Genomic DNA, 25,282 nt, shown 5'->3' on the forward strand with positions numbered 1-25,282 from the left:
CGCTTCCTGACATCGTCAACTTAGACCTTCGAACCCCTTCGATGGTTACGTTCACATCACTGTGATCTGCGTCTCTTGCATATGTCCGTTAGATACGCAAGAGCCCGGTTACGTCGAACGGGACCCAAGCGTAAGGATGATGCGCGAGCCTTGTGAAGAGCTTATGTGAGGGCGGCGCCGGACTCCAGAGGGGGTCCTTCATCGGAATGCCCGCAACCGGAGGCTGTTGGTCACCACGAACACCGACGAGAAGGCCATCGCCGCCCCCGCGATCATCGGGTTCAGCAGCCCCGCGGCGGCCAGCGGCAGCGCGGCCACGTTGTAGCCGAAGGCCCACACGAGGTTGCCCTTGATCGTGGACAGCGTCCTGCGGGACAGCCGGATCGCGTCCGCGGCCACCCGCAGGTCCCCGCGCACCAACGTCAGATCGCCCGCCTCGATCGCCGCGTCGGTCCCGGTGCCCATCGCCAGGCCCAGATCGGCGGTGGCGAGCGCGGCCGCGTCGTTGACCCCGTCACCGACCATGGCGACGGTCCGGCCCTCGGCCTGGAGCCGCTTGACGGCGTGCACCTTGTCCTCGGGCAGAACGTCCGCGACGACCTGGTCGATCCCGACGGCCCGGGCGACCGCCTCCGCCACCACCCGGTTGTCCCCGGTCAGCAGCACGGGCGTGAGCCCCAGCGCGCGCAGCTCGCGCACCGCCTCGGCGCTGGTCTCCTTGACCGCGTCCGCGACGGCCAGCACGCCGCGTGCCGCTCCGTCCCAGCCGACCACGACGGCCGTACGACCGCTCCTCTCGGCCTCGTCCTTCGCGCGGGCCAGCTCCTCGGGCAGGTCGTCGAAAAGGCGGCCCACGGCCACCTCACGGCCCTCCACGCGCCCGCGTACACCTCGACCGGGCACGTTCTCGAAGTGTTCGACGTCCGGCAGCGGCCCGACCCGTTCCTCGGCGCCCACGGCGACCGCCCGGGCGACGGGATGCTCGGAGGCGTGCTCCAGGGCGCCCGCGAGCCGCAGTACCTGCTTCTCGTCGGCCTCCTGGGCGGCGTGGACCTCCTGGAGGGTCATGCGGCCGGTGGTGACGGTGCCGGTCTTGTCCAGGACGACGGTGTCGACGCGGCGAGTGGACTCCAGTACCTCGGGTCCCTTGATGAGGATGCCGAGCTGGGCCCCGCGCCCGGTGCCGACCATCAGCGCGGTCGGTGTGGCCAGGCCCAGCGCGCAGGGGCAGGCGATGATCAGCACCGCGACGGCCGCGGTGAACGCGGCGACCGTGTCACCGGTGGCGCCGAGCCACCCGCCGAAGGTGGCCACCGCGATCGCGATGACCACCGGCACGAAGACCGCGGAGATCCGGTCGGCCAGCCGCTGCACCTCGGCCTTGCCGTTCTGCGCGTCCTCCACCAGCTTCGCCATCCGCGCGAGCTGCGTGTCGGCGCCGACACGGGTGGCCTCCACGACCAGCCGGCCGCCGGCGTTGACGGTGGCGCCGGTGACGGTGTCGCCGACCGTGACGTCCACCGGGACGGACTCGCCGGTCAGCATGGACGCGTCCACCGCGGAGGCGCCCTCGACGACCGCGCCGTCGGTGGCGATCTTCTCCCCGGGCCGGACGACGAACCGGTCGCCGACGGCCAGTCGCGCCACCGGAATCCGCACCTCCCGCCCGTCCCGCAGGACGGACACGTCCTTCACGCCCAGCTCCATCAGCGCCCTGAGCGCCGCCCCCGCGCGGCGCTTGGCGCGGGCCTCCAGCCAGCGGCCGAGCAGGATGAAGGCGGTGACTCCGGCGGCGACCTCCAGGTAGATCGTGGAGGCGCCGTCCATGCGGGAGACGGTGAACTCGAAGCCGTGACGCATGCCCGGCATGCCCGCGTCGCCGAAGAACAGCGCCCACAGCGACCAGCCGAACGCGGCCAGCGTGCCGACCGAGACGAGCGTGTCCATGGTGGCCGCGCCGTGCCGGACGTTCGCCCAGGCGGCCTTGTGGAACGGCCATGCGCCCCAGACCACGACCGGCGAGGCCAGTGTGAGCGACAGCCACTGCCAGTTGTCGAACTGCAGCGCCGGGACCATGGAGAGCAGCACGACGGGGACGGCGAGGAGGACGGAGACGAGGAGCCGCTGCCGGAGGGAGGCGAGCTCGGGGTCCTCCTCGGGGGCGGGGGCCTCCTGGGGCGGCGCCGGCTCCTGAGCCGTGTACCCGGTCTTCACCACGGTCGCGATCAGATCGGCGACTCCGACGCCCGCGGGATAGGTGACCTTCGCCTTCTCCGTGGCGAAGTTCACCGTGGCGGTGACCCCGTCGATGCGGTTGAGCTTCTTCTCGACGCGGGCCGCGCAGGAGGCGCAGGTCATGCCGCCGATGAGGAGTTCGACCTCCGACGTGTCGGTTATCGGGGTCTGTGCGGTGGTGCTGGACATGTCCGTGACTCCAGGGAGCGGACCGGGTCGTGCCGTGCCCGTGTCGGCCGGCACGACCCGGGGGTCAGTGTGCGTCAGGCCTTGCCGACCAGCTCGTATCCGGCCTCGTCGACGGCCGCGCGCACCGCCTCCTCGTCGAGCGGGGCCGCGGACACGACGGTGACCTCACCGGACGACGCGACGGCCTGCACCGAGCTGACGCCGGGAATCTCGGAGATCTCGCTGGAAACGGAGCCCTCGCAGTGCCCGCAGCTCATGCCGCTCACCTTGTAGACGGTGGTGACGGAGCCGGGGGTTTCGGTCTGGGCGCTCATGTCGTTCTCCTCGTCGAGGCGTGTGGGGCTTGCGTGACCCACGGTGGGGCCCGCATGTCTCACACTATACCCCTAGGGGGTACCTCTCCAAAGGGGGTACGGTGGCGCACCGACGAGGGCGGGGCGTTAGCGTTCCGTCGGAAGCCTGGAAGGGGTGCTCATGCGGGCTGTGGTGTTCGAGCGGTACGGGGAGCCGGCCGAGGTGCGGGAGGTGGCGGACCCGGAGCCCGCGGAGCACGGGGTCGTGGTGCGTGTCGAGGCCACGGGGCTGTGCCGTAGCGACTGGCACGGATGGCAGGGCCACGACCCGGACATCACGCTGCCGCACGTGCCGGGGCACGAACTCGCCGGAGTCGTCGAGGCGGTGGGCTCCCGGGTGACCGCCTGGGGCCCCGGCGACCGGGTCACCGTGCCCTTCGTGTGCGCCTGCGGCAGCTGCGGGGCGTGTGCGGCGGGCGACCAGCAGGTGTGCGAGCGGCAGACCCAGCCCGGCTTCACCCACTGGGGCTCCTTCGCCCAGTACGTGGCGCTGGACCACGCCGACGTGAACCTCGTCGCCGTACCGGAGGAGATGTCCTTCGCGACGGCGGCCTCGCTCGGCTGCCGGTTCGCCACGGCGTTCCGCGCGGTGGTCCAGCGGGGCCGAGTGGCGGCGGGGGAGTGGGTCGCGGTGCACGGCTGCGGGGGCGTGGGCCTCTCCGCGGTGATGATCGCGGCGGCGTCGGGCGCCCGGGTGGTCGCCGTCGACGTGTCACCGGCAGCCCTGGACCTGGCGCGGAAGTTCGGCGCGGCGGAATGCGTGGACGCCTCCCGCACGCAGGACACGGCGGAGGCGATCCGTGACCTGACGGGCGGCGGCGCCCACCTCTCGCTGGACGCCCTCGGCTCGCCCGCCACCTGCGCCGCCTCCGTGGGCGGCCTGCGCCGCCGCGGCCGGCACGTCCAGGTCGGCCTGCTGCCCTCGCCCGACGGCACGACACCGGTCCCCATGGCCCGCGCGATCGCCCTGGAACTCGAACTGCTCGGCAGCCACGGCATGGCCGCCCACGCCTACCCGCCGATGCTGGAGCTGGTCCGGGCGGGTGTGGTGAGGCCCGACCTGCTGGTCACGTCCACGGTTTCGCTGGCGGCGGTCCCGGCCGCCCTGGCGGCGATGGGGACGGCGCCGGGTGCGGGGGTCACGGTCATCGAGCCGTGGAGCTGAGGGTCGTGGGACGACCGTGCCCCGCGCGGCAGGCGGGGCACAGTTTGTTTCCCGGAGGTCAGTCCCGTCTGCGGCCGCGGTTGCCCGGGCGGGACGCCACCCAGGCCCGGACGGTCTCCGGGTACCAGAAGGGCTTGCCGGCCTCGACGTGGTCGGGCGGTGGCAGCAGTCCGTGCTTGCGGTAGGAGCGCACGGTGTCCGGCTGCACCCGGATGTGCGCCGCGATCTCCTTGTAGGACCAGAGCCGTCGGTCGGTCATGTTGCACCTCCCCGCGCGTACCGCGGCAGCGGCCGGGAGCGGCCGGCGGGGGAGCCGGGTACTGCGCTGGCGATCACAGAGTCTGTGCCCGGTGAACGACGCGGCCCGAGGGTGGGGCAGGGCCTGTGCGCCGGGTGTGACGCAAGGCCCGCATACACGCGACATGTGTGACACCAAGGGGGCGTTTGTGACACGAGCGGGACAAAGGCGTACGCCGGTTCAAGGGCGCGGCGCGTTGACTCCGACGGCCACGGCCCCCACCAAGAGCGGCAGGACGCAGCAAGACGGGCCGGACCCGCTGCGCCGGGCCCGGCCCGTCGGCTTCCCCGCATCCCCCGTGCAGCCGCCCGCTGCATCCCCCGGGTGCATCCCCCGATCAACCGGCCGGAGACACAGTGTGCCTGCGGCGTACCCCGCCGGTCTTGGAGAAATCCGCACTACGGTCCGCACTGGGTCCGCACCACGTTGGTCCGCACCACGTTCTGCGTCACGTTCTACGTCCGTCCGGGCGGCGCGAGGACGAGGCTCGTCGCCTCCCCGCTCATCCGGTCGCCGGCCGGCGCACCGGCCTCGACCGGCCCCTGCCGGGCCACCATGAACTCCCGGGGCGTACACCCCGTCATCGCCTTGAACTCACCGCTCAGATGCGCCTGGTCGTAGAAGCCGCAGACCGCGGCCGTCTCCGCCTGTCCCCGCCCCGCCGCCAGCAGCCGCCGGGCCCGTTGCAGCCGCAGCACCCGCGCCGCGGCCTTCGGGCCGAGCCCGATCTGCTCCCGGAAGCGGTTCTCCAGGTGCCGTACGCTCCAGCCGACCTCGTCGGCGAGCCGTCGTACCGGCATCGCGCCGCCCATGCGCACCAGCTCCGACCAGGCCCGCACCACCCGGGCCGAACTCGGCGTGCCGACCTCCCGCCAGCGCGCGAACACGTCGTCGAGCAGCCCGAAACGGTCCTCCCACGTCGGCAGCGAGGCCAGCGCGGCGGACAGTTCGCGGACGCTGCGCCGCCGGTCGCCCGCCCGGCGCGAGGCCAGGGCGTGCGGCAGCTGGTCGGGGTCGACGGTGCGGTCGGCGAGTTCGTACTGCGGGGTGCCGAAGAGGGTGAACGCGGCCCAGGGGGTGAGCAGTACCTCGATGCCGGACAGCCGTCCGCCGTGCTCACCGACGGCCGGGGTGGTCGTGGGCCCGCAGTACACCGACACGAGCGTGTCCGTGGGGCGGCCGGCGCGCGAGATGCGGACGGGCTGCTCGAAGCCCAGCAACAGGGTCGCCGCGCCGATGGGCGCCTCCAGCCGGCGGCGCGGCCGGTCCATGGCCAGCCGGATCCCGCGGTAGCTCAACACGCCGGGCCGCAGCCGAGGATGGGGCGGGGCGACAGCGAACTCCCAAGAGCCACCGGCCCCCTGCCCGGACCGCACCTGCACCACGCCCGCAGCCATCCGCCCCTCCCGCGCCCGCCTCCAGAGAGGGCACCCATGGTGCTACGGCCGACGTAGTGCCGCCAGGGGCGCGGGACGGTGTCAATGTGCGGCTCCGCCGCGTGGGCGCGACAAGACACACACATGCCGCACCCGCACACTCACAGCACCCGGCACCCCAATAGGCGCCCCGCCCACCCCCGGAGGGCTACGCCCCGCACGACCTGAGGAACGCCCGCGTCCGCCGAGCAATGGGCAACGGAGTGTCCGGCTCGCACGGGTACATGTCCTGCTCGACGATCGCGAACAGGTCGACGTCCAGCTTCTGCGCCGCCTCCAGGACGGGCCCCAGCGCGGGCACCCCGGCGGGCGGCTCGCACATCACGCCGCGGGCGACCGCCGGTCCGAACGGGACCTCGTTCGCCCGCACCTCCGCCAGGATCTCCGGGTCCACCTGCTTCAGGTGCAGGTACCCGATCCGCTCGCCGTAGGTCTCGATCAGCTTGACGCTGTCGCCGCCGCAGTAGGCGTAGTGCCCCGTGTCCAGGCACAGCGACACCACCGACGAGTCCGTCCCGTCGAGGAAGCGGACGACGTTCTCCTCGCTGTCGATGTGGGTGTCGGCGTGCGGGTGGACGACGATCCGCAGGCCGTACCGCTCCCGTACCTCCTTGCCGAGGCGCTCGGTCAGGGAAGTGAGATTCCGCCACTGCTCGGGCGTGAGCGTGTCCGGTTCGAGGACGTCACCGGTCTTGTCGTCCCGCCAGAAGGACGGGATGACCACCAGGTGGGACGCGCCCATCGCCTGGGCGAGGACCGCGTTGTCCGCGACGTGCGCCCAGGTCTTCTCCCACACCGCCTCGCCGTGGTGCAGGCCGGTGAAGACCGTGCCCGCCGACACCTTCAGGCCACGTTGCGCGGTCTCCTCGGCGAGGACGGCGGGATCGGTCGGCAGGTACCCGTACGGCCCCAGCTCGATCCACTCGTAGCCGGAGGCGGCGACCTCGTCGAGGAAGCGCTGCCAGGGGACCTGCTGAGGATCGTCCGGGAACCAGACGCCCCAGGAGTCGGGGGCCGATCCGATCCGGATGCGGGACAGTGAGGGCTGAGGTGACAACGACGTCATGGCCGCCAGCGTGCGGTTCCCGAGCCAGGGGTGTCAAGGCCTGGTCCGAATGTCTGGACAAAACATTGACAGGGCTCCCTGTGCGGGGCTACAAAGCCGTGGAGAGCCGATACGAAGGGAACTCGATGGCGTACGACGTGATCACCATGGGGCGGATCGGAGTGGACCTCTATCCGCTGCAGACGGGCGTCCCGCTGCCGCAGGTGTCGTCCTTCGGCAAGTTCCTCGGCGGTTCGGCCACGAACGTGGCGGTCGCCGCGGCCCGCCTGGGACGGCGGACCGCGGTGATCACACGCACCGGCGACGACCCGTTCGGCGAGTACCTCCACGAGGCCCTGCGCGACTTCGGCGTCGACGACCGCTGGGTCACCCCGGTCCCCGGACTGCCCACCCCGGTCACCTTCTGCGAGGTCTTCCCGCCGGACGACTTCCCGCTGTACTTCTACCGGCAGCCCAAGGCGCCCGACCTGGAGATCGACGCCCACGAGCTCGACCTGGACGCCATCCGTGAGGCCCGCGTCTTCTGGGTGACCGGCACCGGCCTGAGCGAGGAGCCCAGCCGTACGGCGACCCTCGCGGCCCTGGCCCATCGCGCCAAGGCCGGCACGACGGTCTTCGACCTCGACTGGCGGCCCATGTTCTGGAGCGGTGACAGCAGCGGCTCCCGCCGCGGGCCCGACGCGGCCCGCCCCTTCTACACCGAGGCCCTGAAGCACACCACCGTCGCCGTCGGCAACCTCGACGAGGTGGAGGTCGCCACCGGAGTGCGCGAGCCGCACGCCGCCGCCCGCGCGCTCCTGGACGCCGGCGTCGAACTCGCCGTCGTCAAGCAGGGCCCCAAGGGCGTCCTCGCCGTCAACAACAAGGGTGAGTCGGCCGAGGTCCCTCCGCTCCCGGTGAACGTCCTCAACGGCCTCGGCGCCGGCGACGCCTTCGGCGGCTCCCTGTGCCACGGTCTCCTGGGCGGCTGGGACCTGGAGAAGATCATGCGGCACGCCAACGCGGCCGGCGCCATCGTCGCCTCCCGCCTGGAGTGCTCGTCCGCGATGCCGACCCCGGACGAAGTGGAAGCGGCACTCGCGGCAGGGGCCGTACGGTGACCATCGACATCGCGGATCTCGTCCGCACCCGCACCCTCCACCCCGAGGCCGTCGCGGAGGCCGCCGCCCGTCGCCCCCGCCGGCCGCTCCTCAATGACGACGGCCGCCTGATGATCGTCGCGGCCGACCACCCCGCCCGCGGTGCCCTCGGTGTCGGCGACCGCAAGTTCGCCATGGCCAACCGCGCCGACCTGCTCGAACGCCTCTGCCTGGCCCTGTCCCGCCCCGGCGTGGACGGCGTCCTCGCCACCGCCGACATCCTCGACGACCTGCTCCTCCTCGGTGCCCTCGACGGCAAGGTCGTCCTGGGCTCGATGAACCGCGGCGGCCTCCAGGGCGCCAGCTTCGAGCTCGACGACCGCTTCACTGGCCACCGCCCCGAGGACATCGAGCGCCTCGGCTTCGACGCGGGCAAGCTGCTGCTGCGGATCGACTACGACGACCCGGGCTCCCTCACCACCCTGGAGTCCACGGCCCGCGCCATCGACGACATGGCCGCCCGCCGACTCCCCATATTCGTCGAGCCGTTCATCAGCCGCCGCACCGACGACGGCAAGCTCCGCAACGACCTCTCCGCCGACGCCGTCACCAAGTCGATCGCCATCTCCTCGGGCCTCGGCGGCACGTCGGCCTACACCTGGCTGAAGGTGCCGGTCACCGAGAACCCCGACGACATGGCCGAGGTCATGGCGACCTCCACGCTGCCCGCCGTCCTCCTCGGCGGCGAGGTCGGCGACGATCAGGACGGCGCCTACGAGAAGTGGCGCGGCGCCCTGCAACTCCCCACCGTCCGGGGACTGGTGGTCGGCCGTTCGCTGCTGTACCCGGCGGACGGCGACGTGGCCGCCGCCGTGGACACCGCCGTAGGACTGCTGTGAGGGCCGCATGACGAGCAACGACCTCTACATCGCGAAGGGCGCCACGAGCAACGCCCAGTACGCCGTCGACATCGACCCCAAGCGGGCCGGCTGGACCCACAGCGGCCTGCGGATCGTCGAGCTGGAGCCTGGTGGCACGCACACCTTCACCACCGGGGACAGCGAGTGGATCGTCCTCCCGCTGCAAGGCGGATGTACCGTGCAAGCAGAGGGCGAAGAGTTCCAACTCTCGGGCCGCGAAAGCGTGTTCAGCGGAGTCACCGACTTCGCGTACGTGCCCCGCGACGCCCGGGCACAGATCGCCTCCGGCGCGGGAGGCCGCTTTGCTTTGGCAGGAGCGAAGTGCGAGCGACGACTCCCCGCCCGCTACGGCCCCGCGCCGGAGGTCCCCGTGGAACAGCGCGGCAGCGGCACCTGCACGCGCCACGTCCGCAACTTCGCCTCGGCCGACGCCTTCGACTGCGACAAGCTGATCGCGGTGGAGGTGATCACGCCCGGCGGCAACTGGTCCTCGTACCCGCCGCACAAGCACGACGAGCACCGGCCGGGCGAGGAGGCGGAACTGGAGGAGATCTACTACTTCGAGATCGACGGCCCGAACGGTTTCGGCTATCAGCGCGTGTCCCCTTCGCGTGAGGGCGGATCGGACGTCCTCGCGGAGGTCCGATCCGGCGACGCCGTCCTCGTCCCCGACGGATGGCACGGCCCGTCGATCGCCCAGCCCGGCCACGACATGTACTACCTGAACGTGATGGCCGGTCCGGGGGAGACTCGGGAGTGGCGGATCTGCTTCCACCCGGACCACACGGAGGGGTACAGATGACTCCGACGACCTCGACGACGAGGCTCACGGTCGCGCAGGCGCTCGTCCGCTTCCTGTCCGCCCAGTACTCGGAGCGGGACGGCGTACGGCAGCGGCTGATCGGTGCGACCTGGGGCATCTTCGGCCACGGGAACGTCGCCGGGCTCGGCCAGGCGCTGATCGAGTACGCCGCCGACATGCCGTACCACCAGGGCCGCAACGAGCAGTCCATGGTGCACGCGGCCGTCGGCTACGCCCGCCAGTCCAACCGCCTCTCCACCCACGCGGTGACGACCTCCATCGGCCCGGGCGCCACCAACCTGGTCACGGGCGCCGCCCTCGCGACCATCAACCACCTCCCGGTCCTGCTCCTCCCGGGCGACATCTTCGCCACCCGCGTCGCCGACCCGGTCCTCCAGCAGCTGGAAGTGCCGTACGCGGGCGATGTGTCCGTCAACGACAGCCTGCGACCGGTGTCGAGGTACTTCGACCGGATCACCCGCCCGGAGGCCCTGATCCCGGCCGCCCTGCAAGCCATGCGGGTGCTCACCGACCCGGTGGAGACGGGCGCGGTGACCCTCGCCCTCCCGCAGGACGTGCAGGCCGAGGCGTACGACTGGCCGGAGGAGTTCTTCGCCGAGCGCACCTGGGTCGTACGGCGCCCGGGCGCCGACCCGACCGAACTCGCCGAGGCCGTACGGGCGATCCGGGCGGCCCGGCGCCCGCTGCTGATCGCCGGCGGCGGCGTCCACCACAGCCGCGCCGAGGAGATCCTCGCCGAGTTCGCCGAGGCCACCGGCATCCCGGTCGCCTCCACCCAGGCCGGCAAGGGCTCCCTGCGCCACGACCACCCCCAGGACGTCGGCGGCGTCGGCCACACCGGCACGGCCACCGCCAACGAGCTCGCCCGCCAGGCCGACCTGGTGATCGGCGTGGGCACGCGGTACACCGACTTCACGACCGCCTCCGGCACGCTGTTCACGGGTGACGGCGTCCGCTTCCTCAACCTCAACATCGCCCCGTACGACGGCCACAAGCTCGCGGGACTGCCACTGGTGGCGGACGCCGGCCGCGGCCTGGCGGAGCTGACGCAGTCCCTGGGGATGCACGCGCACCGGGTCACGGACACGTACGTCGACGAGTACACCCTGGACAAGGAGCGCTGGGAACAGCGCGTCGACGCCTGCTACGAGGCCGACGAGCCGGACATACGGCCGACGCAGTCGCAGGTCCTCGGCGCCCTGGACGCCCTCGTCGACGAGTCCGACGTGATCATCAACGCGGCCGGTTCGCTCCCCGGCGACCTGCACAAGCTGTGGCGGGCGCGCTCCCGGGACCAGTACCACCTGGAGTACGGCTACTCCTGCATGGGCTACGAGATCCCGGCCGCGATCGGCGTGAAGATGGCCGCTCCCGAGCGCAACGTCTGGGCGCTGGTCGGCGACGGCACGTACCTGATGATGCCGACGGAGATCGTCACGGCCGTGCAGGAGGGGATCGCGATCAAGATCCTGCTCGTGCAGAACCACGGGTACGCGTCCATCGGCGGCCTGTCGGAAGAAACCGGCGGTGAACGCTTCGGCACCGCATACCGCTTCCCGTCCGACGACGGTACGTACACGGGGGCGCCGCTCCCGCTGGACCTCGCCGCCAACGCGGCCAGCCTCGGTATGCGCGTGCTGCGCGCGAAGACCGTACGAGACCTCCGCACCGCCCTCGCCGAGGCGCGGGCCGCGGACACTCCCACATGTGTCTACGTGGAGACCGAAACCGCAGACACAGTGTCGGGCCCGCCTCCGGCGCAGGCCTGGTGGGATGTACCTGTGGCCGAAACCGCGACCCGCGCGTCCGCGGTCAAGGCCCGTGAGCTGTACGAACGGCACGTCTCTACCCGACGCCGCCATCTGTGAAGGAGCACTCGGTCATGACGAAGATCGTCAACCACTGGATCGGCGGCAAGACCGTCGAAGGCGCGTCGGGTACGTACGGGCCGGTCACCGACCCGGCGACCGGCGCGGTCACCACGAAGGTCGCGTTCGCCACCGTCGACGAGGTCGACGCCGCGGTCGCCGCCGCCAAGGACGCGTTCGCCACCTGGGGCCAGTCCTCGCTGGCCAAGCGCACGGAGATCCTGTTCCGCTTCCGCGCCCTGCTCGACGCCAACCGTGACGCCATCGCCGAGCTGATCACCGCCGAGCACGGCAAGGTGCACAGCGACGCCCTGGGCGAGGTCGCGCGCGGCCTGGAGATCGTCGACCTGGCCTGCGGCATCAACGTGCAGCTGAAGGGCGAGCTGTCGACGCAGGTCGCCAGCCGGGTGGACGTTTCGTCGATCCGTCAGCCCCTCGGCGTCGTGGCCGGCATCACGCCGTTCAACTTCCCGGCGATGGTGCCGATGTGGATGTTCCCGATGGCCATCGCGTGCGGCAACACGTTCGTGCTGAAGCCGTCGGAGAAGGACCCGTCCGCGTCTCTCAAGATCGCCGAGCTCCTCGCGGAAGCCGGGCTGCCGGACGGCGTCTTCAACGTCGTCCACGGCGACAAGGTGGCGGTGGACCGTCTCCTTGAGCACCCGGACGTCAAGGCCGTCTCCTTCGTCGGCTCGACCCCGATCGCCCGCTACATCCACACCACCGCCTCCGCGAACCACAAGCGCGTCCAGGCCCTGGGCGGCGCCAAGAACCACATGCTGGTCCTGCCGGACGCCGACCTCGACGCGGCGGCCGACGCGGCCGTCTCGGCGGCGTACGGCTCCGCCGGCGAGCGCTGCATGGCCATCTCGGCCGTGGTCGCGGTCGGCGCGATCGGCGACGAGCTGGTGGAGAAGATCCGCGAGCGCGCCGAGAAGATCAAGATCGGCCCCGGCAACGACCCGACGTCCGAGATGGGCCCGCTGATCACTGCCGTCCACCGCGACAAGGTGGCGTCGTACGTGGAGGGCGCGGCGGCCGAGGGCGCGGAGGTGGTGCTGGACGGCACCGGCTACACCGTCGAGGGCTTCGAGGACGGCCACTGGCTCGGCATCTCGCTCCTCGACAAGGTGCCCACGTCGGCGAAGGCCTATCAAGACGAGATCTTCGGCCCGGTCCTGTGCGTCCTGCGCGTCGACACGTACGACGAGGGCGTGGCGCTGATCAATGCGTCCCCCTTCGGCAACGGCACCGCGATCTTCACCCGGGACGGCGGCGCGGCCCGCCGCTTCCAGCTGGAGATCGAGGCCGGCATGGTCGGCGTGAACGTCCCGATCCCCGTCCCCGTCGGCTACCACAGCTTCGGCGGCTGGAAGGACTCCCTCTTCGGCGACCACCACATCTACGGCAACGACGGCACGCACTTCTACACCCGCGGCAAGGTCGTCACCACCCGCTGGCCGGACCCGGCCGACGCCCCCTCCGGCGTGGACCTGGGCTTCCCGCGCAACCACTGACGGTCGGTCCCAGTGAGTGAAGTCGTCCGCGCGGACGACTTCACTTCGGGGGACGGCTGTAGCGCTCCAGGGTCGCTTGGCGGGGCCCGCGGGAGTCCCGGCGGTCAGTCCACGGTCACCGACCACCCTCCGCGCGAGAGGGCGAGAGTGCCGTCCGGGGTGATCCGGACCCGCGCCCCGTACACCGGCAATCCGCCCTCGCGGTTGAGCCGGTGACGGATCCGCTCCAGCTCATCCCATAGGCGGCGGGGGCCGCCCTGGTGCACCGTCGGGGAGTCGAGGAACCCGGCCGCGGTGGCGCGGGCCCAGGAGCCGTCAGGGTGCAGCATCCACACGGTTCGTTCGTCGCCGTCGACCGCGGTCCGGTGGTCGATGCCGGGCACGAGGAGTTCGAGCATCGACATCACCTCCCACGAGTCCGGCACGTACAGCAGCGGATACCGGCTGGTACTCACGTGCTCACCGCCAGCCCGCTTCACCTGCTCCCACAGCTCATCCGTTGGCCGCTCGTAGTCGTCGCCGTGGCGGGTACGCATGAACCCGGCCGCGTCGGGCTCGACGCGGCCCACGGCGCCGCCGTCCTCGGTCTTGTCCGCGGTGACGATCAGCCCGGTTCCGGCGAGGGTGGTCACGAGCCGTCCGCCAGGCCGCAGGGCGGCCAACCACGAGGCCGGCACGGGTCGTACGGACACCGTGGACACGATCCGGTCGTACTCACCCGGCAGATCCCCGGTGATGTCGACCACGGCCATGTGCGGGTGCAGCCCGATGAAGTCGAGCCGTTCACCCGCGACCTCGACCAGGTGCGGGTCTACGTCCACGCTCGTCACCCGCTCGTCGCCGAGCCGCCGGCAGAGCAGCGCGGTGCCGTAGCCGGTGCCGGTCGTCACCAACACTCGGGAATCGTCGGCGATCACCGCGTGCCGATACATGGTCACCACCAGGCCCGGCAGCGTCGACGACGACGTGGGTTTCCCCGCTGCGATCGTGGCGGCGGGCTCGGCGTGGTCGGCGTGCGCGGAGCCGATGCGGGTCACGAGCGTCCGGTCCGCGTAGGCCGTTTGCATCCACGCTTCGGGATCGGCCAGGCCGTCGCGCAGCTCCCACCCCTGATCGCCGCGCGCCCACCAGCGGGGCACGAACACGTGCCGCGGCGTGGTGGCGAGCGGTTCGTACCAGCGCGACTCAGGCCGGACCACGTCGGCCGCCAGGCGCCGCGCGTGCGCCTCCCAATCCATCCGGGTGCGCCTCCTAGTCGTACGCCGGCTCACAGGCCGGGGTCTCGGCGGGGGAACAGTCGGAGCCGTCCTGATCAGGGTTGCAGCTGTGGGCCTTGCCGGGCGAGGGCATGCAGGAGTCTTCGTCCGGCGTGCATCCGCGACGGCGCACCCGCGGGATGCTCGCGGCGATCTGCGCCCACTGCTGCCCGGCGAACACCTCCGCCAGCGACCCGGCCTTGACGTCACCGGCGGGCAGGAACCGGCCCAGCACGCAGGGGGCAACCTTCCCGTCGGGCAGGATCGCGGCTTTACCGTCCGCGCACCGCCCGCACAGCTGGGACGTGGACGGGATCTGTGTCGTCGCGGCGTTGCCGACGCCGCGCACACGGTCGACGTGCACCCGGGCCACCCCCAACGTGGCCATCTCGGCGCGGGCCTCCTCGGAGCGCTGCCCCTCGCGCATGTGGATGATGCCGACCTTCACGTGAATGCCGCGGCGTACGGCCTCGATGATGTTGGCGCGGGTGGAGTCGTGGGAGCCTTTCCGGCCGGTGATCTGGTCGTGCTCGTCGGGGTCGTCGGAGTAGTACGACGTGCCCAGGGTCACCTGCGGGTGAGAGAACAGCTCCCAGTGCTCCGCGCGCACCCGGTACAAGTTGCTGAACACCTGGACCCGCAAGCCGGCGCTCAGGGCGTGCTCGACGAGCTCCGTGAACTCCGGGTGCATGGTGGGCTCGCCGCCGATGAACTGCACCGTTTTCACGCCGAGCTCCGCGGCCTCGTCGATGACGCGCCGCCAGTCCTCGGCGGTCATGGTGCCGTGGTCCTTCGTCGGCCCGGCCTGGGCGTAGCAGTGCGACGTAGTCCTTGCTTAGTTCTTGTGTCTCTTTGAGGTAGCCCAAGATCAGGAGATTGCGAAAGTCTCTTGCACTCTCTTGAGTCTCAATCATACCGTTCACGGCATGCATCTGATCTTCTACAGCCGAACGGGCTGGGAGAGCTGGGGGCTTGGGCGTCAGCCGCTGATCCCCGAAGGCATGCCGGTCTTGATCGACGAGGACTTGGCCTTCGAGGACGACGGCGTACCCCGGCCCACGGTGGCAGCCAACCGCTGGTTGCGCGATCTCCCTCTCAACGGGGCGCGGTCTAAGAGGACTTGGAAGAACTACGCGCAGGCTCTGCGCTGCTGGCTGGAGTTCCTGGCCAGGATCGGCGTGGATCCGCTCGGGGAGCGGCAGCCTTTGCGGGACGCTCTGAGTGCGTTCTCGGAGTACCGGTTCGCGGGGCCGCTGGAGGCCCGCTGGGACGAGGGCACGTGGGATCAGAACATCAACACCGTGGCCCGCTTCTACGCGTGGGCTGATGATGAGGGCCTCTGCCCCGCCGTGCCGTTCACGTACCAGATGGTCCGGCGGTACACCGAGGCCGGCGTGCAGCTCGCGCGACGGAACACGGCCACGGTGCGGCGGGCGAAGCCGCACGTCACGGTGAAGTATCTGGAGAGCGACTTCCTTGAGCTGTTCCTCCGGGCAGTGGCAGGCCTGCGCCCGGACGGCGAGCCGGACTCGTTCCGCGGCCGTCACCTGGGGCGCAACGCCGCCATGGGGTCGCTCGTGGCATCAAGCGGCCTGCGAGCCCAGGAGTTGACGCACTTGCTGACGTACGAACTGCCTGCCCTCCCGGCCCGCAGCAGCGCGGTTCCGGTCCGGTTCCCGCTGTCCGCGCAGATCACCAAGGGCAAGAAACCCCGGGAAACGTGGGCCAGTTACGCCCCCCTGGCCGACACGCACCAGTACATCGAGCTGGACCGCGCGATCCTGACGGAGGGCCGCCGATACCGTCCCGAGCCGCGCCTGGGCGAGCCGTTGGTGATCACCGAGCCGGACTGGGAGGGCGGGAAGGTGAACGGCCGCCGGGTCTCCTGGCGCAAGCTGACCTTGAACGAGCGGCTGCGGCTGGTAACGCCGGAGGGCACACCCGCGATCATCGCGGTGCAGTCGGACGGAACCCCGTTCACCGACTGGGCGACCGTCTTCCGCCGGACCTCTGAGCGCATCCGGCGGGACTTCGAGCCACGGTTCCCGACGGTCGGCCCCCACGTCCTGCGTCACACGTTTGCGATGGCGACTCTGGAGAAGCTGGTCAAGGGCCACTATCAGCGGGCGGCTGCCCTGGTGGCAGACGCAAGTGAGGACGCCGCGCTCTCGCTGTACCTGACGAAGGCAGACCCTCTTATGGTGCTGCGGGATTTGCTCGGGCATTCCAGCGTGACCACTACGGAAATTTACATCCAGCGCTTGGACGTGCAGCGGATCTACCGCGAGCTCTACGACGAGGCGGGCAGGAACAGCGGCCAAGCCGCCGCCGAGGCGGACGCCGAGTTCGACGACGAGGAGGATGCCACATGGTGACCCGGGTCGAGCACGCCCCGCTGCGCATCGAGTTCACGTTCCCCAACGGCACTGCCTGGACGGGGAACCTGAGCGCCACGGCTAACGAAAGGCTGGCGGAGGACCTCGCCTACGGCCTCGTTCAGATGGTGCACCCGCTGGGCCGCATCACCGCACTTCAGAGCGCGATGGCGTACACATCGACGATCCGCCGGATGGTCGCGGAGCTGGCTGCGATGGGCTTTCACGGGCGCCTGTCGGATCTGCGCACGAGCCACGTCCTGTCGTACTGGATGTCCGTCGGTGGCAGGCGCGTCTTCCACACCCGCCGCCTGCTGGCCGGCTGCGGGGACCGCGTGGACGCGGGTATTCGGGTTCACCTGGAGGGGAAGGCCGTCAAGAGCCCACCTCGAAGCAAGCCTCTGAAGCCGTACACCGACGGCGAGTGGCGGCAGATCGAGGCCGGGCTGCGGGACTATCTACAGCAGGTCATGGCCCGACAGCGCGAGGTCCTTGACCTGGCGGCACTGGGCCCTGACAGCTCCGACCTCGGCCGGAACCGGCAGAACTTCGCGTGGCTGGTGCGCGAGCATGGGCCGCTGAAGGTCAGGGACGCCACCAGGGTTCTGGGTCTGACCGTGGACTACTTCCGCGACGGGATCGGCGGCCAGTTCCGGGCCGTGCGGAATGCCATGTATCCGAAGGTGGACGTGGTGGTGGCGATGCGTCTCCTGTTCGGCGTCTACAGCGGTGTCGTCCCGGACGGGATCCGTGATCTGGGGGTGGACGACTTCACCTGGACTGGGAATCGCACGGTACTGATGGACTACGTCAAGGGGCGGCGGGGGCCGGAGTCGGTGAATCTTCCCGCGCGGGCGGTACGTCTGCTGGAACGCTGGCTGGAGATGTCGGAGCCGCTGCGACGGTTCGCGTCGGAGTCCGTGGCCGGGGACTTGTTCATCTTCCTGAACGGCGACAATGGCCGAGAGGCGCACGGGACTTCTCAGTTGGCAGTGCTGTCCACCCGCATGGCCCCCAAGAGCGGAAACACAGCGCGGCGCCAGCTGGCCCGAGACCTGCAACTGCGGACGGACGCGGGGACGCCGCTGCTGCTGCACTCGGCGCGGATCCGGACGACATATCACAACGTGCTGGCGCGTCGGGGATGGACCGGGCGCACAAAGATCGACCCCAACCACACCGCCGCGGTAGAGGGCAGTCACTACGTTTCGACCACGACGCCCGCCCAGGCCGAAGCGATCGGGTCCATCATCGAGGACGCCCAGGCCGACATTCTGCGCAGGAGCCGGCCGTCGATCGTCCTCGATGACGACGAGGCAGCCGAGTTCGTGACCCAGCAGCCCGAACAGGCCCGCCGCCTGGGCCTGGATGCCGAGGCCATGGCCGAGCTCTTGGGCGGCGAGATGGACGTGTTCACTGCCGCGTGCACCAACCAGCTGGCCGGACTGCACGGCCCGGCGGGCAAGCCCTGTCCGGCCCGGCCGTGGGTATGCCTGCTGTGCCCGCTGGCGGTCTTCACTCCCCGGCACGCGCCCAATCTGCTGCGGCTGAAGGCCTACTTCGCCCGTCAGTCACGGCAGATGACCGTGCAGCAGTTCCTCGCGGTGTTCGGCCCGTACGCCGACCGCCTGGACCACGACATTCTGCCCCGCTTCGACTCCCGCCAACTCGAGGCGGCCGCCGGTGAGGTGGCGGACGTCGATGCCGAGCTGCCGCTGCGGCCCGAGGAAGGAACCCAGTGACCCGCCCTGCCCGTTCCCTGGTCGTTGAGAGCCCCGCTGGTCCGATCCCCCGCGAGTGGGCCATGAAGTCCCCATTCGCGGGCATGAACGTGTGCGCTGAAGCGGGCTGGGACATGCTGCCGGACGGCCCTCACCCGTTGTTCGACGAGGACTTGTGGCCCCTGACGGGGGTGAAGTTCCCCAAGGGGGTGCGGTCCAACGTCAAGCGCCTGGACTTCACCGGGATTATCAATCCCGCGATGCGACTGACCGCCAAGGAGTACATCTTCGCGCTGGTCGTGCCGGATCACGAACGTGTGCTGGCCCTGCCGGACGCCCGGCGCGAACCGTACAGGCCGGAATCGGCATTCAACTTCACGGTCCAGCTCGTACGTTGGATGAACTTCGTGACCGAACAGGGCATGTCCTCACTGAACGAGGTGATGCAGGAGCACTGCGACGTCTACCGGGACATCCGCTCGGTGCGGACCCGTAAGAACCGGCGCGGGACCGGACCGATCACGCCGGCCACCATGCTCACCATTCTGCGGCCGGTTGTAGATCTAGCCGCCTACCGCGAGCTGTTCACGATGGGCTCCTACCGTCCCGATTTCACGCCCTGGCCAGGGCACACGGTCAGCGATGTCGCCGGATGGCAGACCTATGCAATCCCCTCGACGCCGCCCGTGCCTGACGAGGTGTTCCAGCCCACGGTTGCCGCGGCCTTGTACCTGGTGGAGACGCTGGGGCCGTTGGTGGCCGAGGAGTTCGAGCGCATGCTGGCCGTGAGGGCTGACACCTCGGACTCGAGACCGCGGGATTTCGCAGCGAAACACCAGGCTGCTGTGGAGGCCGCCCTGCAGTGGCACCTGCATGAGCATGTGCCACTGGTGTCGCTCGACGCCCGCCACGTCACCCGACGCCTCAACCGAGGCTGGAGACCGGACGACCCGCTGTTGCACATCAACGTCGGGCAGTTCTACGGCAAGGTGACCGGTACCAGATACGCGAGGATGACCGACCAAGTGGTCGAGCAATTCCGCCCGCTGCTGGAGCCGGTGGCGGCCAAGGTGGGAGCCGCGGGCGAGTTCGGCCGGGATGCGCAACTGGTGCCCCGCAGCGACGACTCGCAGCTGATGGTGCCCTGGACGCTTCCGCTGACCGGGGACGAGGTCCGGAGCCTGCAGTTCGTTCTGCTAGCGGCCTGCCGGGTCCTGGTCGCTGCCCTGAGTGGCATGCGGGCCGGGGAACTGGACGAGATGACCGCCGACTCCCCACAGCCGCCGGTCACCGTCTCCGGCGGCGCCCAGCGCTTCAAGTTGGGCAGCAAGCTGATCAAGGGGCAGGAGTTCGGGGGCGTCGCCGAGGAATGGGTGGTACTGGAACCGGCCTGGCGGGCAGTGAAGCTCGCCGCCCGTCTGAACCAGGCCCAGGGAGGTCAGCGGGCCTTCGCCCGCTCGCCCATGGACTTCCTGCACAAGAAGCTGCGGGAGTGGGTCAACAGTCCGGCCGGGCAGCGGCTCGGCCTGGCGGCGATCCCGGCCGGGCCGGTGAACGGACGGATGCTGCGGCGGACGCTCGCCCTGTCGCTGGCCCACCGCCCCGGCGGGCTGCTGGCCGCGAAGATCCACCTCAAGCACGTCTCCGTGGTCACCACCGAGGGCTATGCGAACCGGCCCGGCGGATCCCAGGGCAACCTGTTGGCCGAGGTGGAGCGGGAACAGGACAAACACCACCTGACGCTCACGAAGGAGGCCTTCGAGGACTACCACGCGGGCCGCATGCCCGCAGGCCCCGGGGCCCGCGAGCTGATCAAAGCGTTCGAGCACATCGACGCCCAGCTCAAAGACCACGAGCCCGGCACCGCGGCCGTGCTGGAGGCCGAGAGACGGCTGGAGAACCTGCTGCGGCAGCAGTCCAAGCACCTGCATCTGCAGACCGCGAACTACTGCTGGTTCCGCGACCCGCACAAGGCCCTGTGCCTGAAGCTGGCGGGCACCCCGGACGCAACGAAACCGCTGGGCGGGATGTGCGACTCCGCACGCTGCCCGCAGGCCACCCACCACCCCTGCCACCTGCCGGTGTGGAAGTCCACCGTCGGCAGCGGCCGAGTCTTCCTTGACAACCCGCGCTTCCCCAAGGCGGAGAAGAGGCGGCTCGAGCCCGAGGTGGAGCGGGCCCAGCGGGTCGTGGACGAGATCCTCCAGGCCACGCAGACCGCTGAAGACGAGGAGGTGAGCTGAGTATGGCGAGGATCAGCGACGAGACCCGGGCGCGCAACGAGCAGGCCATCCGCGCGGCGATGGACCGGATGCTGTGCGGCGAGCTGCCGCCCGGCGGCAGGTGCGATCTCAAAACCCTCGCGGCCGAGGCCGGGGTGACCCGCACCGGCTTCTACCCGAAGAAGAACCGTGACGGCACCGAACGGCCCGGCCCCTACCAGCACCTGGCCGAGGAGTTCGAACGCCGCCTGAAGGCTCTGCAGGACGCCGGGGAGGTCCCCGACCCCCGCACCGCGCAGATCGAACGGCTCAAGGCCGAGGTCGCCCAGCTCAAGGACCGCGTCGCCGCCCGGGAGGCGGCTCTGCGCGAGCTGGAGGACTTCCGCGTCCAGGCCGTCTCCCGGCTCGCCGCCCAGCACGAGGAGATCACCCGCCTGCGCGGCCAGGTCGCCCAGGCGGGCGAGGCGGGCAACGTGCGGCGTCTTCCGGGCGCCGGGGACCGCACGGCGCCGTTCGGTTCGTGTAGCTGACCGGCGCGGCACCGGTTGGTCCGCCCGCGCGGCACCGGTTGGTCCGCCCGCGCGGCACCGGCGGACCAACCGGCGTCGTCAGGGGCAGGATGCTCCGCGTGCCAGTCCCGCATCCCACTCCTCACGGTCGGGCTGCGGCAGGGCCTCGATACGCTCGGTCAGCGGCGGCAGGGCCTCGCTCAGGGCTGTGGTGCCGAGGTTCAGGACATATACGCCGTGGTCGCGGTACGGCCGGAACCCCAGGCGGGACCAGGTGCATTGGAGGGCGCTCACGGCGCGGTCGTGGGCGGCGTCGTCCTTGAGGCCGGTGCGGTCCAGCGGTGAGGGGAGCAGGCGGCGCCGCGGGCCCCGGCCCCGAGCCGGGCGATGGCCTTGCCTGCCAGCACCGCGCCGACGCCGAACCCACGCCACGGGCGGGTCAGCTGTGCGGAGTTGAGCAGGAGCATGCCCGAGCCGAACGGCTCGGCGTGCTCGTCCAGGCTGTCGCGGAAGTGTCCGGTGGCCGGGTCAAGGATCGACTCGGCGATCACGCCGATGTCGCCGTCGTAGCCGTCGAGGACGCCGAACAGGTCACGGGTGGCATAGGGGTCGGCGCGGTAGAACTCGAAGTCGCCGACGTGCCCGACGCTCTTGTCGCCCTCCAAGTCATAGAGGTCAGCGGCCACGTGCCAGATCTCCGGCTCGTCCTCGCCGGTGTCCCACCAGCTCTGCTCGCAGGTGTAGGTGAGGCGGATCGCACTGACGGGACCGGGCAGCGCCCGCGGCTCGGTCGCCGTCACGCGTGCACCGCCGCGGCATGGAGGGCTTGGCGTCCGGCGTCGGTGACCTCGACGAGATCGCTGTGGCTGCCGTCCGCGGGCACCACCACGCGCACCAGTTTCCGCTTCCACAACTGCAGCGAGACGCCGTACCAGGCGATCTGCCGCTCGGTCCACGCCTCGTGGCCGGGGTGGTTCTCGTCCATGCCGGGCTCGCCGGGGTTGAGGACGGGGAAGCAGTCGGACATCGCCACCGGCTCGGGCGAGTCGGCAATCATCTGCAACAGGTCACGTTCATCGCTGCTCAAGGCCATGCGCTCCACGCTACGGCAGCTCACTGACGGTTCCGCGCCACGCCTCAGCTTCCATGAGGAGGTGTGGTGGACCAGACCGCGCCGCGCTCAAGGCAGAGACGCAGCCGGTCCTCAGCCGCCTGCACTGCCCTCATCAGGTCACTGCGCAGGCGTGCCGGAACGGTCCCGGCGTCGAGTCCTGCGGTGCGGACCAGGCTGGTCAGGGCCCGGAGCCGGCCGACTGTATAGTCGGTCAAATCTCCCGTTTCTCGTCGTCGTGCTTGCCTATCGTTGGAAGCCTCACGCAACATCAGGGCCTGACGAGCTGTCGGAGAGGGACGGGGAGGGCTGCGCGTGTCGCAACGTTGGAAGATCACGGTTGTCGTGGCTGCAGTGGCTGGCATCGTGTCGACACCGTTGGTCTGGCTGCTGGACAGCCCTGATACCGGCCAGCTGGTCGGCGCCTCAGTCCAGGCTGGCACCGGCATCGCCACCCTGGTCTGGGCACTGCTGCAACGCCCGCCTGCCCCGGGTCCGGGTCCGGCAGACGTGGCCGTCGACACCGGGAATGCCGAGGGAATCGGCGGTGGCACCGCCCAGACCGGTGTGCGGCGCCCCGGCGGTGCGGGAACCGGGTCGGCGGAGGCGAAGCGCACCGGGGACGCCACCGCGCAGGGCCCTGGCAGCAGTGCCGGCACCGGAGTTGACTACAGCTGACCCCAGGCCCACTGCGTTTCACAAGAGGGGAATCCGTCCTGTCATGAAGTGGCGGAAGCGTCGCTCCACGCCCGAATCCGACGAGGTCAGGTCCAAGGCCGAGGGCCGTGTGCCAGAGCAGCCGGTGGTTGTGACGGATACAGGCGATGCCCATGCCCAAGACGGCGGAACCGCGGTGACCGGCTACCGCGGACCAGTCCCAGAGCCCGTCGGCCCTTCGACCGGAGGGGCGGTGCAGGTATCCCGGACCGGGGATGCCATCGCCTCCGGGATGGGCAGCACCGCCATCAGCGGGTACGTCAACGAATTGACCGTGGTGCAGCAGACCGCCCCGCGGGAACGGGCCTCCTGGCCGCACCAGACAGGCCTGATCCCGCCCCGGGCGCAGTCCTTCCAGCACCGGGCCGAGGTCGAGCAGTTGCGGGCGGCGGTCGCCGACGGGGGCACGGCGGTGCTGTGCCAGGTCCTGACGGGAACCGGCGGGGTGGGCAAGACCCAGCTCGCCGCCGACTACGCCCGCGCCGCCTGGAAATCCGGCGGGGTGGACGTGCTGGTGTGGATCACTGTCAGCACCCGCTCGGCGGCCGTGTCCGGGTACGCACAGGCCGGCGTCGAGGTCCTTGGTGCCGACCCGGGTGACCCGGAGCAGGCCGCGAAAGCGTTCCTGGCCTGGCTCGAACCCAAACCCGACGCGAAGCCGTGCCGGTGGCTGGTCGTCCTGGACGACCTCGCCGACCCGGCCGACCTGCGTGGCCTGTGGCCCCCCACCAACCCCTCGGGCCGAACTCTCGTCACCACCCGCCGCCGGGACGCCGCCCTGACCGGTCCCGACCGGCGACTGGTCACCGTCGGCCTGTTCACTCCCGACGAAGCCGCCGCCTACCTGACCGCCACCCTGGCAGGTCACCATCGCCACGAACCGGTCGGCCAGCTCACCGCCCTGGCCGCCGACCTCGGGTATTTGCCGCTGGCCCTGGCCCAGGCCGCCGCCTATCTCGTTGACTCCGGCCTGGACTGCGCCGCCTACCGACAGCTGCTGGCCGACCGGGCCCGGACGCTGGCGGACGTCTTGCCTGAGCCCGACGCGCTTCCCGACGACCACGCCACCACGGTCGCCGCCGCCTATTCCCTGTCCATCGAACGCGCCGACCGCCTACGCCCGGCGGGCCTGGCCCGCCCCATGCTGCAACTGGCCGCGATGCTCGACCCCAACGGCATCCCAGCGCCTGTCTTGGCCGCACCTCCCGCCCTGACCTACCTCACCAGACACCGCACCCGCAGTGAGGACACCGGTAGGAGTGGACGATGGCGAAGGCTCATACGAAGGCAGCGGGTCAGTGTGGAGGAATCGGCTGACGCTCTGCGGTGTCTGCACCGGCTCAGCCTGATCGATCACACTCCGGCCACCGCACACCAGGCGGTGCGCGTGCATAACCTCATCCAACGCGCCGTCCGCGACTCCCTACCCGCAAATCAGCGCGACCAGCTTGCCCGTGCTGCCGCCGACGCACTGGCCGACGCCTGGCCCGAGGTTGAGCGCGATACCGCCCTTGCCAGCGCCCTGCGTGCCAACGTTGAAGCTCTCACCAGCCAGGCCCAGGACACCTTCTGGTGGTGGCTACCCCAGGTCCATGACATCTTCTACCGCGCCGGCAGAAGCCTCGGAGAAAGTGGCCAGGTCACCGCTGCCATCACCCACTTCCGACGCTTGGTGGACGCCACCCGCGATCGGCTGGGTCCGGACCACCCCAACACCCTGACCGCGCGAAACAACCTCGCCCTCTGGCAGGGGACATCGGGGGATGCGGCCGGAGCCGCAGACGCCATGGCCGAACTGCTGCCCGACTTTCTGCGGGTGTTCGGTCCCGATAACCTCAACACCTTGATGGCCAGGGGCAATCTCGCCGATTGGAGGGGGAAGTCGGGGGATGCAGCCGGAGCCGCAGACGCCTTGACCGACCTGCTGCCCGATTATCTGCGGGTGTTGGGTCCCGATCACCCCGACACCTTGACCACCCGGGGTGGTCTCGCCAAGTGGCGCGGGAACGCGGGGGACGCAGCCGGAGCCGCAGACGCCATGGCCGAACTACTGGCCGACTGTCTCCGGGTGTTCGGTCCCGATCACCCGGACACTCTGTCCGCTCGGGGCGGTCTCGCCTTCTGGCGAGGCGAGTTGGGTGATGCGGCCGGAGCCGCAGAGGCCTTCGCCGAACTACTGGCCGACGAAGAGCAGGCGTTGGGTTCCGACCATCCCGAGACCCTGACCACCCGGAACAATCTCGCCTTCTGGCAGGGGAAGTCAGGAGACACGGCCGGAGCCGCAGAGGCCTTCGCCGAACTACTGGCCGACCATGAGCGGGTGTTCGGTTCCGACCATCCCGAGACCCTGACCACCCGGAACAATCTCGCCTTCTGGCAGGGGAAGTCAGGAGACACGGCCGGAGCCGCAGAGGCCTTCGCC

Annotated in this window: 22 protein-coding genes; 12 read left to right on the top strand and 10 right to left on the bottom strand. The window is 70.6% G+C overall.

Annotated features, from left to right (window positions below; all coding sequences use genetic code 11):
• Positions 1-198: 198 nt before the first annotated feature.
• Both ABT063_RS07895 and ABT063_RS07900 read right to left on the bottom strand, forming a co-directional pair.
• Positions 199-2,424 carry a heavy metal translocating P-type ATPase gene (locus tag ABT063_RS07895; RefSeq protein WP_351056318.1) on the bottom strand — a complete coding sequence of 742 codons (2,226 nt, stop codon included), beginning with the start codon at positions 2,422-2,424 and terminating at the stop codon, positions 199-201.
• A gap of 74 nt (positions 2,425-2,498) precedes the next feature.
• Complete coding sequence (locus tag ABT063_RS07900) at positions 2,499-2,738, bottom strand: heavy-metal-associated domain-containing protein (protein ID WP_095750238.1); 240 nt, start codon at positions 2,736-2,738, stop codon at positions 2,499-2,501.
• Positions 2,739-2,898: 160 nt separating this feature from the next.
• Here ABT063_RS07900 and ABT063_RS07905 point away from each other — a divergent pair, with 160 nt between their 5' ends.
• A complete protein-coding gene (locus ABT063_RS07905; protein ID WP_351056319.1) occupies positions 2,899-3,942 on the top strand; it encodes a zinc-dependent alcohol dehydrogenase family protein in 1,044 nt (347 codons plus the stop codon).
• Between the two features lie 58 nt (positions 3,943-4,000).
• Here ABT063_RS07905 and ABT063_RS07910 read toward each other — a convergent pair whose 3' ends face one another.
• From ABT063_RS07910 to ABT063_RS07920, 3 genes are all read right to left on the bottom strand, one after another.
• Positions 4,001-4,201, bottom strand: a complete 201-nt coding sequence (locus ABT063_RS07910; RefSeq protein ID WP_351056320.1) for a helix-turn-helix transcriptional regulator — start codon at positions 4,199-4,201, stop codon at positions 4,001-4,003.
• A 494-nt stretch (positions 4,202-4,695) separates the two neighbouring features.
• Complete coding sequence (locus ABT063_RS07915) at positions 4,696-5,637, bottom strand: helix-turn-helix domain-containing protein (RefSeq protein WP_351056321.1); 942 nt, start codon at positions 5,635-5,637, stop codon at positions 4,696-4,698.
• 187 nt (positions 5,638-5,824) lie between these two features.
• Positions 5,825-6,742, bottom strand: coding sequence for a sugar phosphate isomerase/epimerase family protein (locus ABT063_RS07920; RefSeq protein WP_351056322.1), 918 nt, complete (start codon positions 6,740-6,742; stop codon positions 5,825-5,827).
• A gap of 125 nt (positions 6,743-6,867) precedes the next feature.
• Here ABT063_RS07920 and iolC point away from each other — a divergent pair, with 125 nt between their 5' ends.
• Genes iolC through mmsA form a run of 5 tightly spaced genes read left to right on the top strand, consistent with a single transcriptional unit; the run spans position 6,868 to position 12,949 of the window.
• A complete protein-coding gene (gene iolC, locus ABT063_RS07925; RefSeq protein ID WP_351056323.1) occupies positions 6,868-7,842 on the top strand; it encodes a 5-dehydro-2-deoxygluconokinase in 975 nt (324 codons plus the stop codon).
• Positions 7,839-8,720 carry a Cgl0159 family (beta/alpha)8-fold protein gene (locus ABT063_RS07930; RefSeq protein WP_351056324.1) on the top strand — a complete coding sequence of 294 codons (882 nt, stop codon included), beginning with the start codon at positions 7,839-7,841 and terminating at the stop codon, positions 8,718-8,720. Before iolC ends, ABT063_RS07930 begins: the two co-directional genes overlap by 4 nt.
• A gap of 7 nt (positions 8,721-8,727) precedes the next feature.
• The gene (iolB, locus tag ABT063_RS07935) at positions 8,728-9,543 is read left to right on the top strand and encodes a 5-deoxy-glucuronate isomerase (protein WP_351056325.1); all 816 of its coding nucleotides are present in this window, start codon (positions 8,728-8,730) and stop codon (positions 9,541-9,543) included.
• Complete coding sequence (gene iolD, locus ABT063_RS07940; RefSeq protein WP_351056326.1) at positions 9,540-11,432, top strand: 3D-(3,5/4)-trihydroxycyclohexane-1,2-dione acylhydrolase (decyclizing); 1,893 nt, start codon at positions 9,540-9,542, stop codon at positions 11,430-11,432. The genes iolB and iolD overlap by 4 nt, the downstream gene beginning before the upstream one ends.
• A gap of 14 nt (positions 11,433-11,446) precedes the next feature.
• The gene (gene mmsA, locus ABT063_RS07945; protein ID WP_351056327.1) at positions 11,447-12,949 is read left to right on the top strand and encodes a CoA-acylating methylmalonate-semialdehyde dehydrogenase; all 1,503 of its coding nucleotides are present in this window, start codon (positions 11,447-11,449) and stop codon (positions 12,947-12,949) included.
• Between the two features lie 104 nt (positions 12,950-13,053).
• On the opposite strand, the gene ABT063_RS07950 is transcribed toward mmsA, so the two are convergent.
• Both ABT063_RS07950 and ABT063_RS07955 read right to left on the bottom strand, forming a co-directional pair.
• Positions 13,054-14,187, bottom strand: a complete 1,134-nt coding sequence (locus ABT063_RS07950; RefSeq protein WP_351056328.1) for a methyltransferase domain-containing protein — start codon at positions 14,185-14,187, stop codon at positions 13,054-13,056.
• Between the two features lie 13 nt (positions 14,188-14,200).
• Positions 14,201-14,983: a radical SAM/SPASM domain-containing protein gene (locus tag ABT063_RS07955; RefSeq protein ID WP_351056329.1), complete on the bottom strand. Its 783-nt coding sequence runs from the start codon at positions 14,981-14,983 to the stop codon at positions 14,201-14,203.
• Between the two features lie 148 nt (positions 14,984-15,131).
• Here ABT063_RS07955 and ABT063_RS07960 point away from each other — a divergent pair, with 148 nt between their 5' ends.
• From ABT063_RS07960 to ABT063_RS07975, 4 genes are all read left to right on the top strand, one after another.
• Positions 15,132-16,580, top strand: a complete 1,449-nt coding sequence (locus ABT063_RS07960; protein WP_351056330.1) for a tyrosine-type recombinase/integrase — start codon at positions 15,132-15,134, stop codon at positions 16,578-16,580.
• On the top strand, positions 16,574-18,322 hold the full coding sequence (locus tag ABT063_RS07965; protein WP_351056332.1) for a hypothetical protein: 1,749 nt from the start codon (positions 16,574-16,576) through the stop codon (positions 18,320-18,322). The genes ABT063_RS07960 and ABT063_RS07965 overlap by 7 nt, the downstream gene beginning before the upstream one ends.
• Before the next feature lie 62 nt (positions 18,323-18,384).
• The gene (locus tag ABT063_RS07970; RefSeq protein ID WP_351056333.1) at positions 18,385-20,544 is read left to right on the top strand and encodes a hypothetical protein; all 2,160 of its coding nucleotides are present in this window, start codon (positions 18,385-18,387) and stop codon (positions 20,542-20,544) included.
• 2 nt (positions 20,545-20,546) lie between these two features.
• Positions 20,547-21,053, top strand: a complete 507-nt coding sequence (locus ABT063_RS07975; protein WP_351056334.1) for a hypothetical protein — start codon at positions 20,547-20,549, stop codon at positions 21,051-21,053.
• A gap of 78 nt (positions 21,054-21,131) precedes the next feature.
• On the opposite strand, the gene ABT063_RS07980 is transcribed toward ABT063_RS07975, so the two are convergent.
• Genes ABT063_RS07980 through ABT063_RS07990 form a run of 3 tightly spaced genes read right to left on the bottom strand, consistent with a single transcriptional unit; the run spans position 21,132 to position 22,119 of the window.
• Positions 21,132-21,326: a hypothetical protein gene (locus ABT063_RS07980; RefSeq protein WP_351056335.1), complete on the bottom strand. Its 195-nt coding sequence runs from the start codon at positions 21,324-21,326 to the stop codon at positions 21,132-21,134.
• Positions 21,323-21,832, bottom strand: a complete 510-nt coding sequence (locus tag ABT063_RS07985) for a hypothetical protein (protein ID WP_351056336.1) — start codon at positions 21,830-21,832, stop codon at positions 21,323-21,325. The genes ABT063_RS07980 and ABT063_RS07985 overlap by 4 nt, the downstream gene beginning before the upstream one ends.
• Positions 21,829-22,119, bottom strand: coding sequence for a hypothetical protein (locus tag ABT063_RS07990; RefSeq protein ID WP_351056337.1), 291 nt, complete (start codon positions 22,117-22,119; stop codon positions 21,829-21,831). The genes ABT063_RS07985 and ABT063_RS07990 overlap by 4 nt, the downstream gene beginning before the upstream one ends.
• 369 nt (positions 22,120-22,488) lie before the next feature.
• On the opposite strand from ABT063_RS07990, the gene ABT063_RS07995 reads away from it, so the two are divergent.
• A complete protein-coding gene (locus tag ABT063_RS07995; RefSeq protein ID WP_351056338.1) occupies positions 22,489-22,821 on the top strand; it encodes a hypothetical protein in 333 nt (110 codons plus the stop codon).
• A gap of 271 nt (positions 22,822-23,092) precedes the next feature.
• A partial coding sequence (locus ABT063_RS08000) for a tetratricopeptide repeat protein (protein WP_351056339.1) occupies positions 23,093-25,282 on the top strand: 2,190 nt, incomplete at its 3' end.

It is taken from the genome of Streptomyces sp. NPDC002838 (assembly GCF_040295365.1).
Lineage (GTDB): Bacteria > Actinomycetota > Actinomycetes > Streptomycetales > Streptomycetaceae > Streptomyces.

Bases quoted from the DNA above. Each gene is read 5' to 3' on its own strand.
- ABT063_RS07965 (WP_351056332.1), top strand. From the start codon at position 16,574: ATGGTGACCCGGGTCGAGCACGCCCCGCTGCGCATCGAGTTCACGTTC.
- ABT063_RS07905 (WP_351056319.1), top strand. From the start codon at position 2,899: ATGCGGGCTGTGGTGTTCGAGCGGTACGGGGAGCCGGCCGAGGTGCGG.
- iolB (WP_351056325.1), top strand. From the start codon at position 8,728: ATGACGAGCAACGACCTCTACATCGCGAAGGGCGCCACGAGCAACGCC.
- ABT063_RS07975 (WP_351056334.1), top strand. From the start codon at position 20,547: ATGGCGAGGATCAGCGACGAGACCCGGGCGCGCAACGAGCAGGCCATC.
- ABT063_RS07915 (WP_351056321.1), bottom strand. From the start codon at position 5,637: ATGGCTGCGGGCGTGGTGCAGGTGCGGTCCGGGCAGGGGGCCGGTGGC.
- ABT063_RS07970 (WP_351056333.1), top strand. From the start codon at position 18,385: ATGAAGTCCCCATTCGCGGGCATGAACGTGTGCGCTGAAGCGGGCTGG.
- ABT063_RS07955 (WP_351056329.1), bottom strand. From the start codon at position 14,983: ATGACCGCCGAGGACTGGCGGCGCGTCATCGACGAGGCCGCGGAGCTC.
- iolD (WP_351056326.1), top strand. From the start codon at position 9,540: ATGACTCCGACGACCTCGACGACGAGGCTCACGGTCGCGCAGGCGCTC.
- ABT063_RS07910 (WP_351056320.1), bottom strand. From the start codon at position 4,201: ATGACCGACCGACGGCTCTGGTCCTACAAGGAGATCGCGGCGCACATC.
- ABT063_RS07900 (WP_095750238.1), bottom strand. From the start codon at position 2,738: ATGAGCGCCCAGACCGAAACCCCCGGCTCCGTCACCACCGTCTACAAG.
- ABT063_RS07960 (WP_351056330.1), top strand. From the start codon at position 15,132: ATGCATCTGATCTTCTACAGCCGAACGGGCTGGGAGAGCTGGGGGCTT.
- ABT063_RS07895 (WP_351056318.1), bottom strand. From the start codon at position 2,424: ATGTCCAGCACCACCGCACAGACCCCGATAACCGACACGTCGGAGGTC.
- mmsA (WP_351056327.1), top strand. From the start codon at position 11,447: ATGACGAAGATCGTCAACCACTGGATCGGCGGCAAGACCGTCGAAGGC.
- ABT063_RS07950 (WP_351056328.1), bottom strand. From the start codon at position 14,187: ATGGATTGGGAGGCGCACGCGCGGCGCCTGGCGGCCGACGTGGTCCGG.
- iolC (WP_351056323.1), top strand. From the start codon at position 6,868: ATGGCGTACGACGTGATCACCATGGGGCGGATCGGAGTGGACCTCTAT.
- ABT063_RS07920 (WP_351056322.1), bottom strand. From the start codon at position 6,742: ATGACGTCGTTGTCACCTCAGCCCTCACTGTCCCGCATCCGGATCGGA.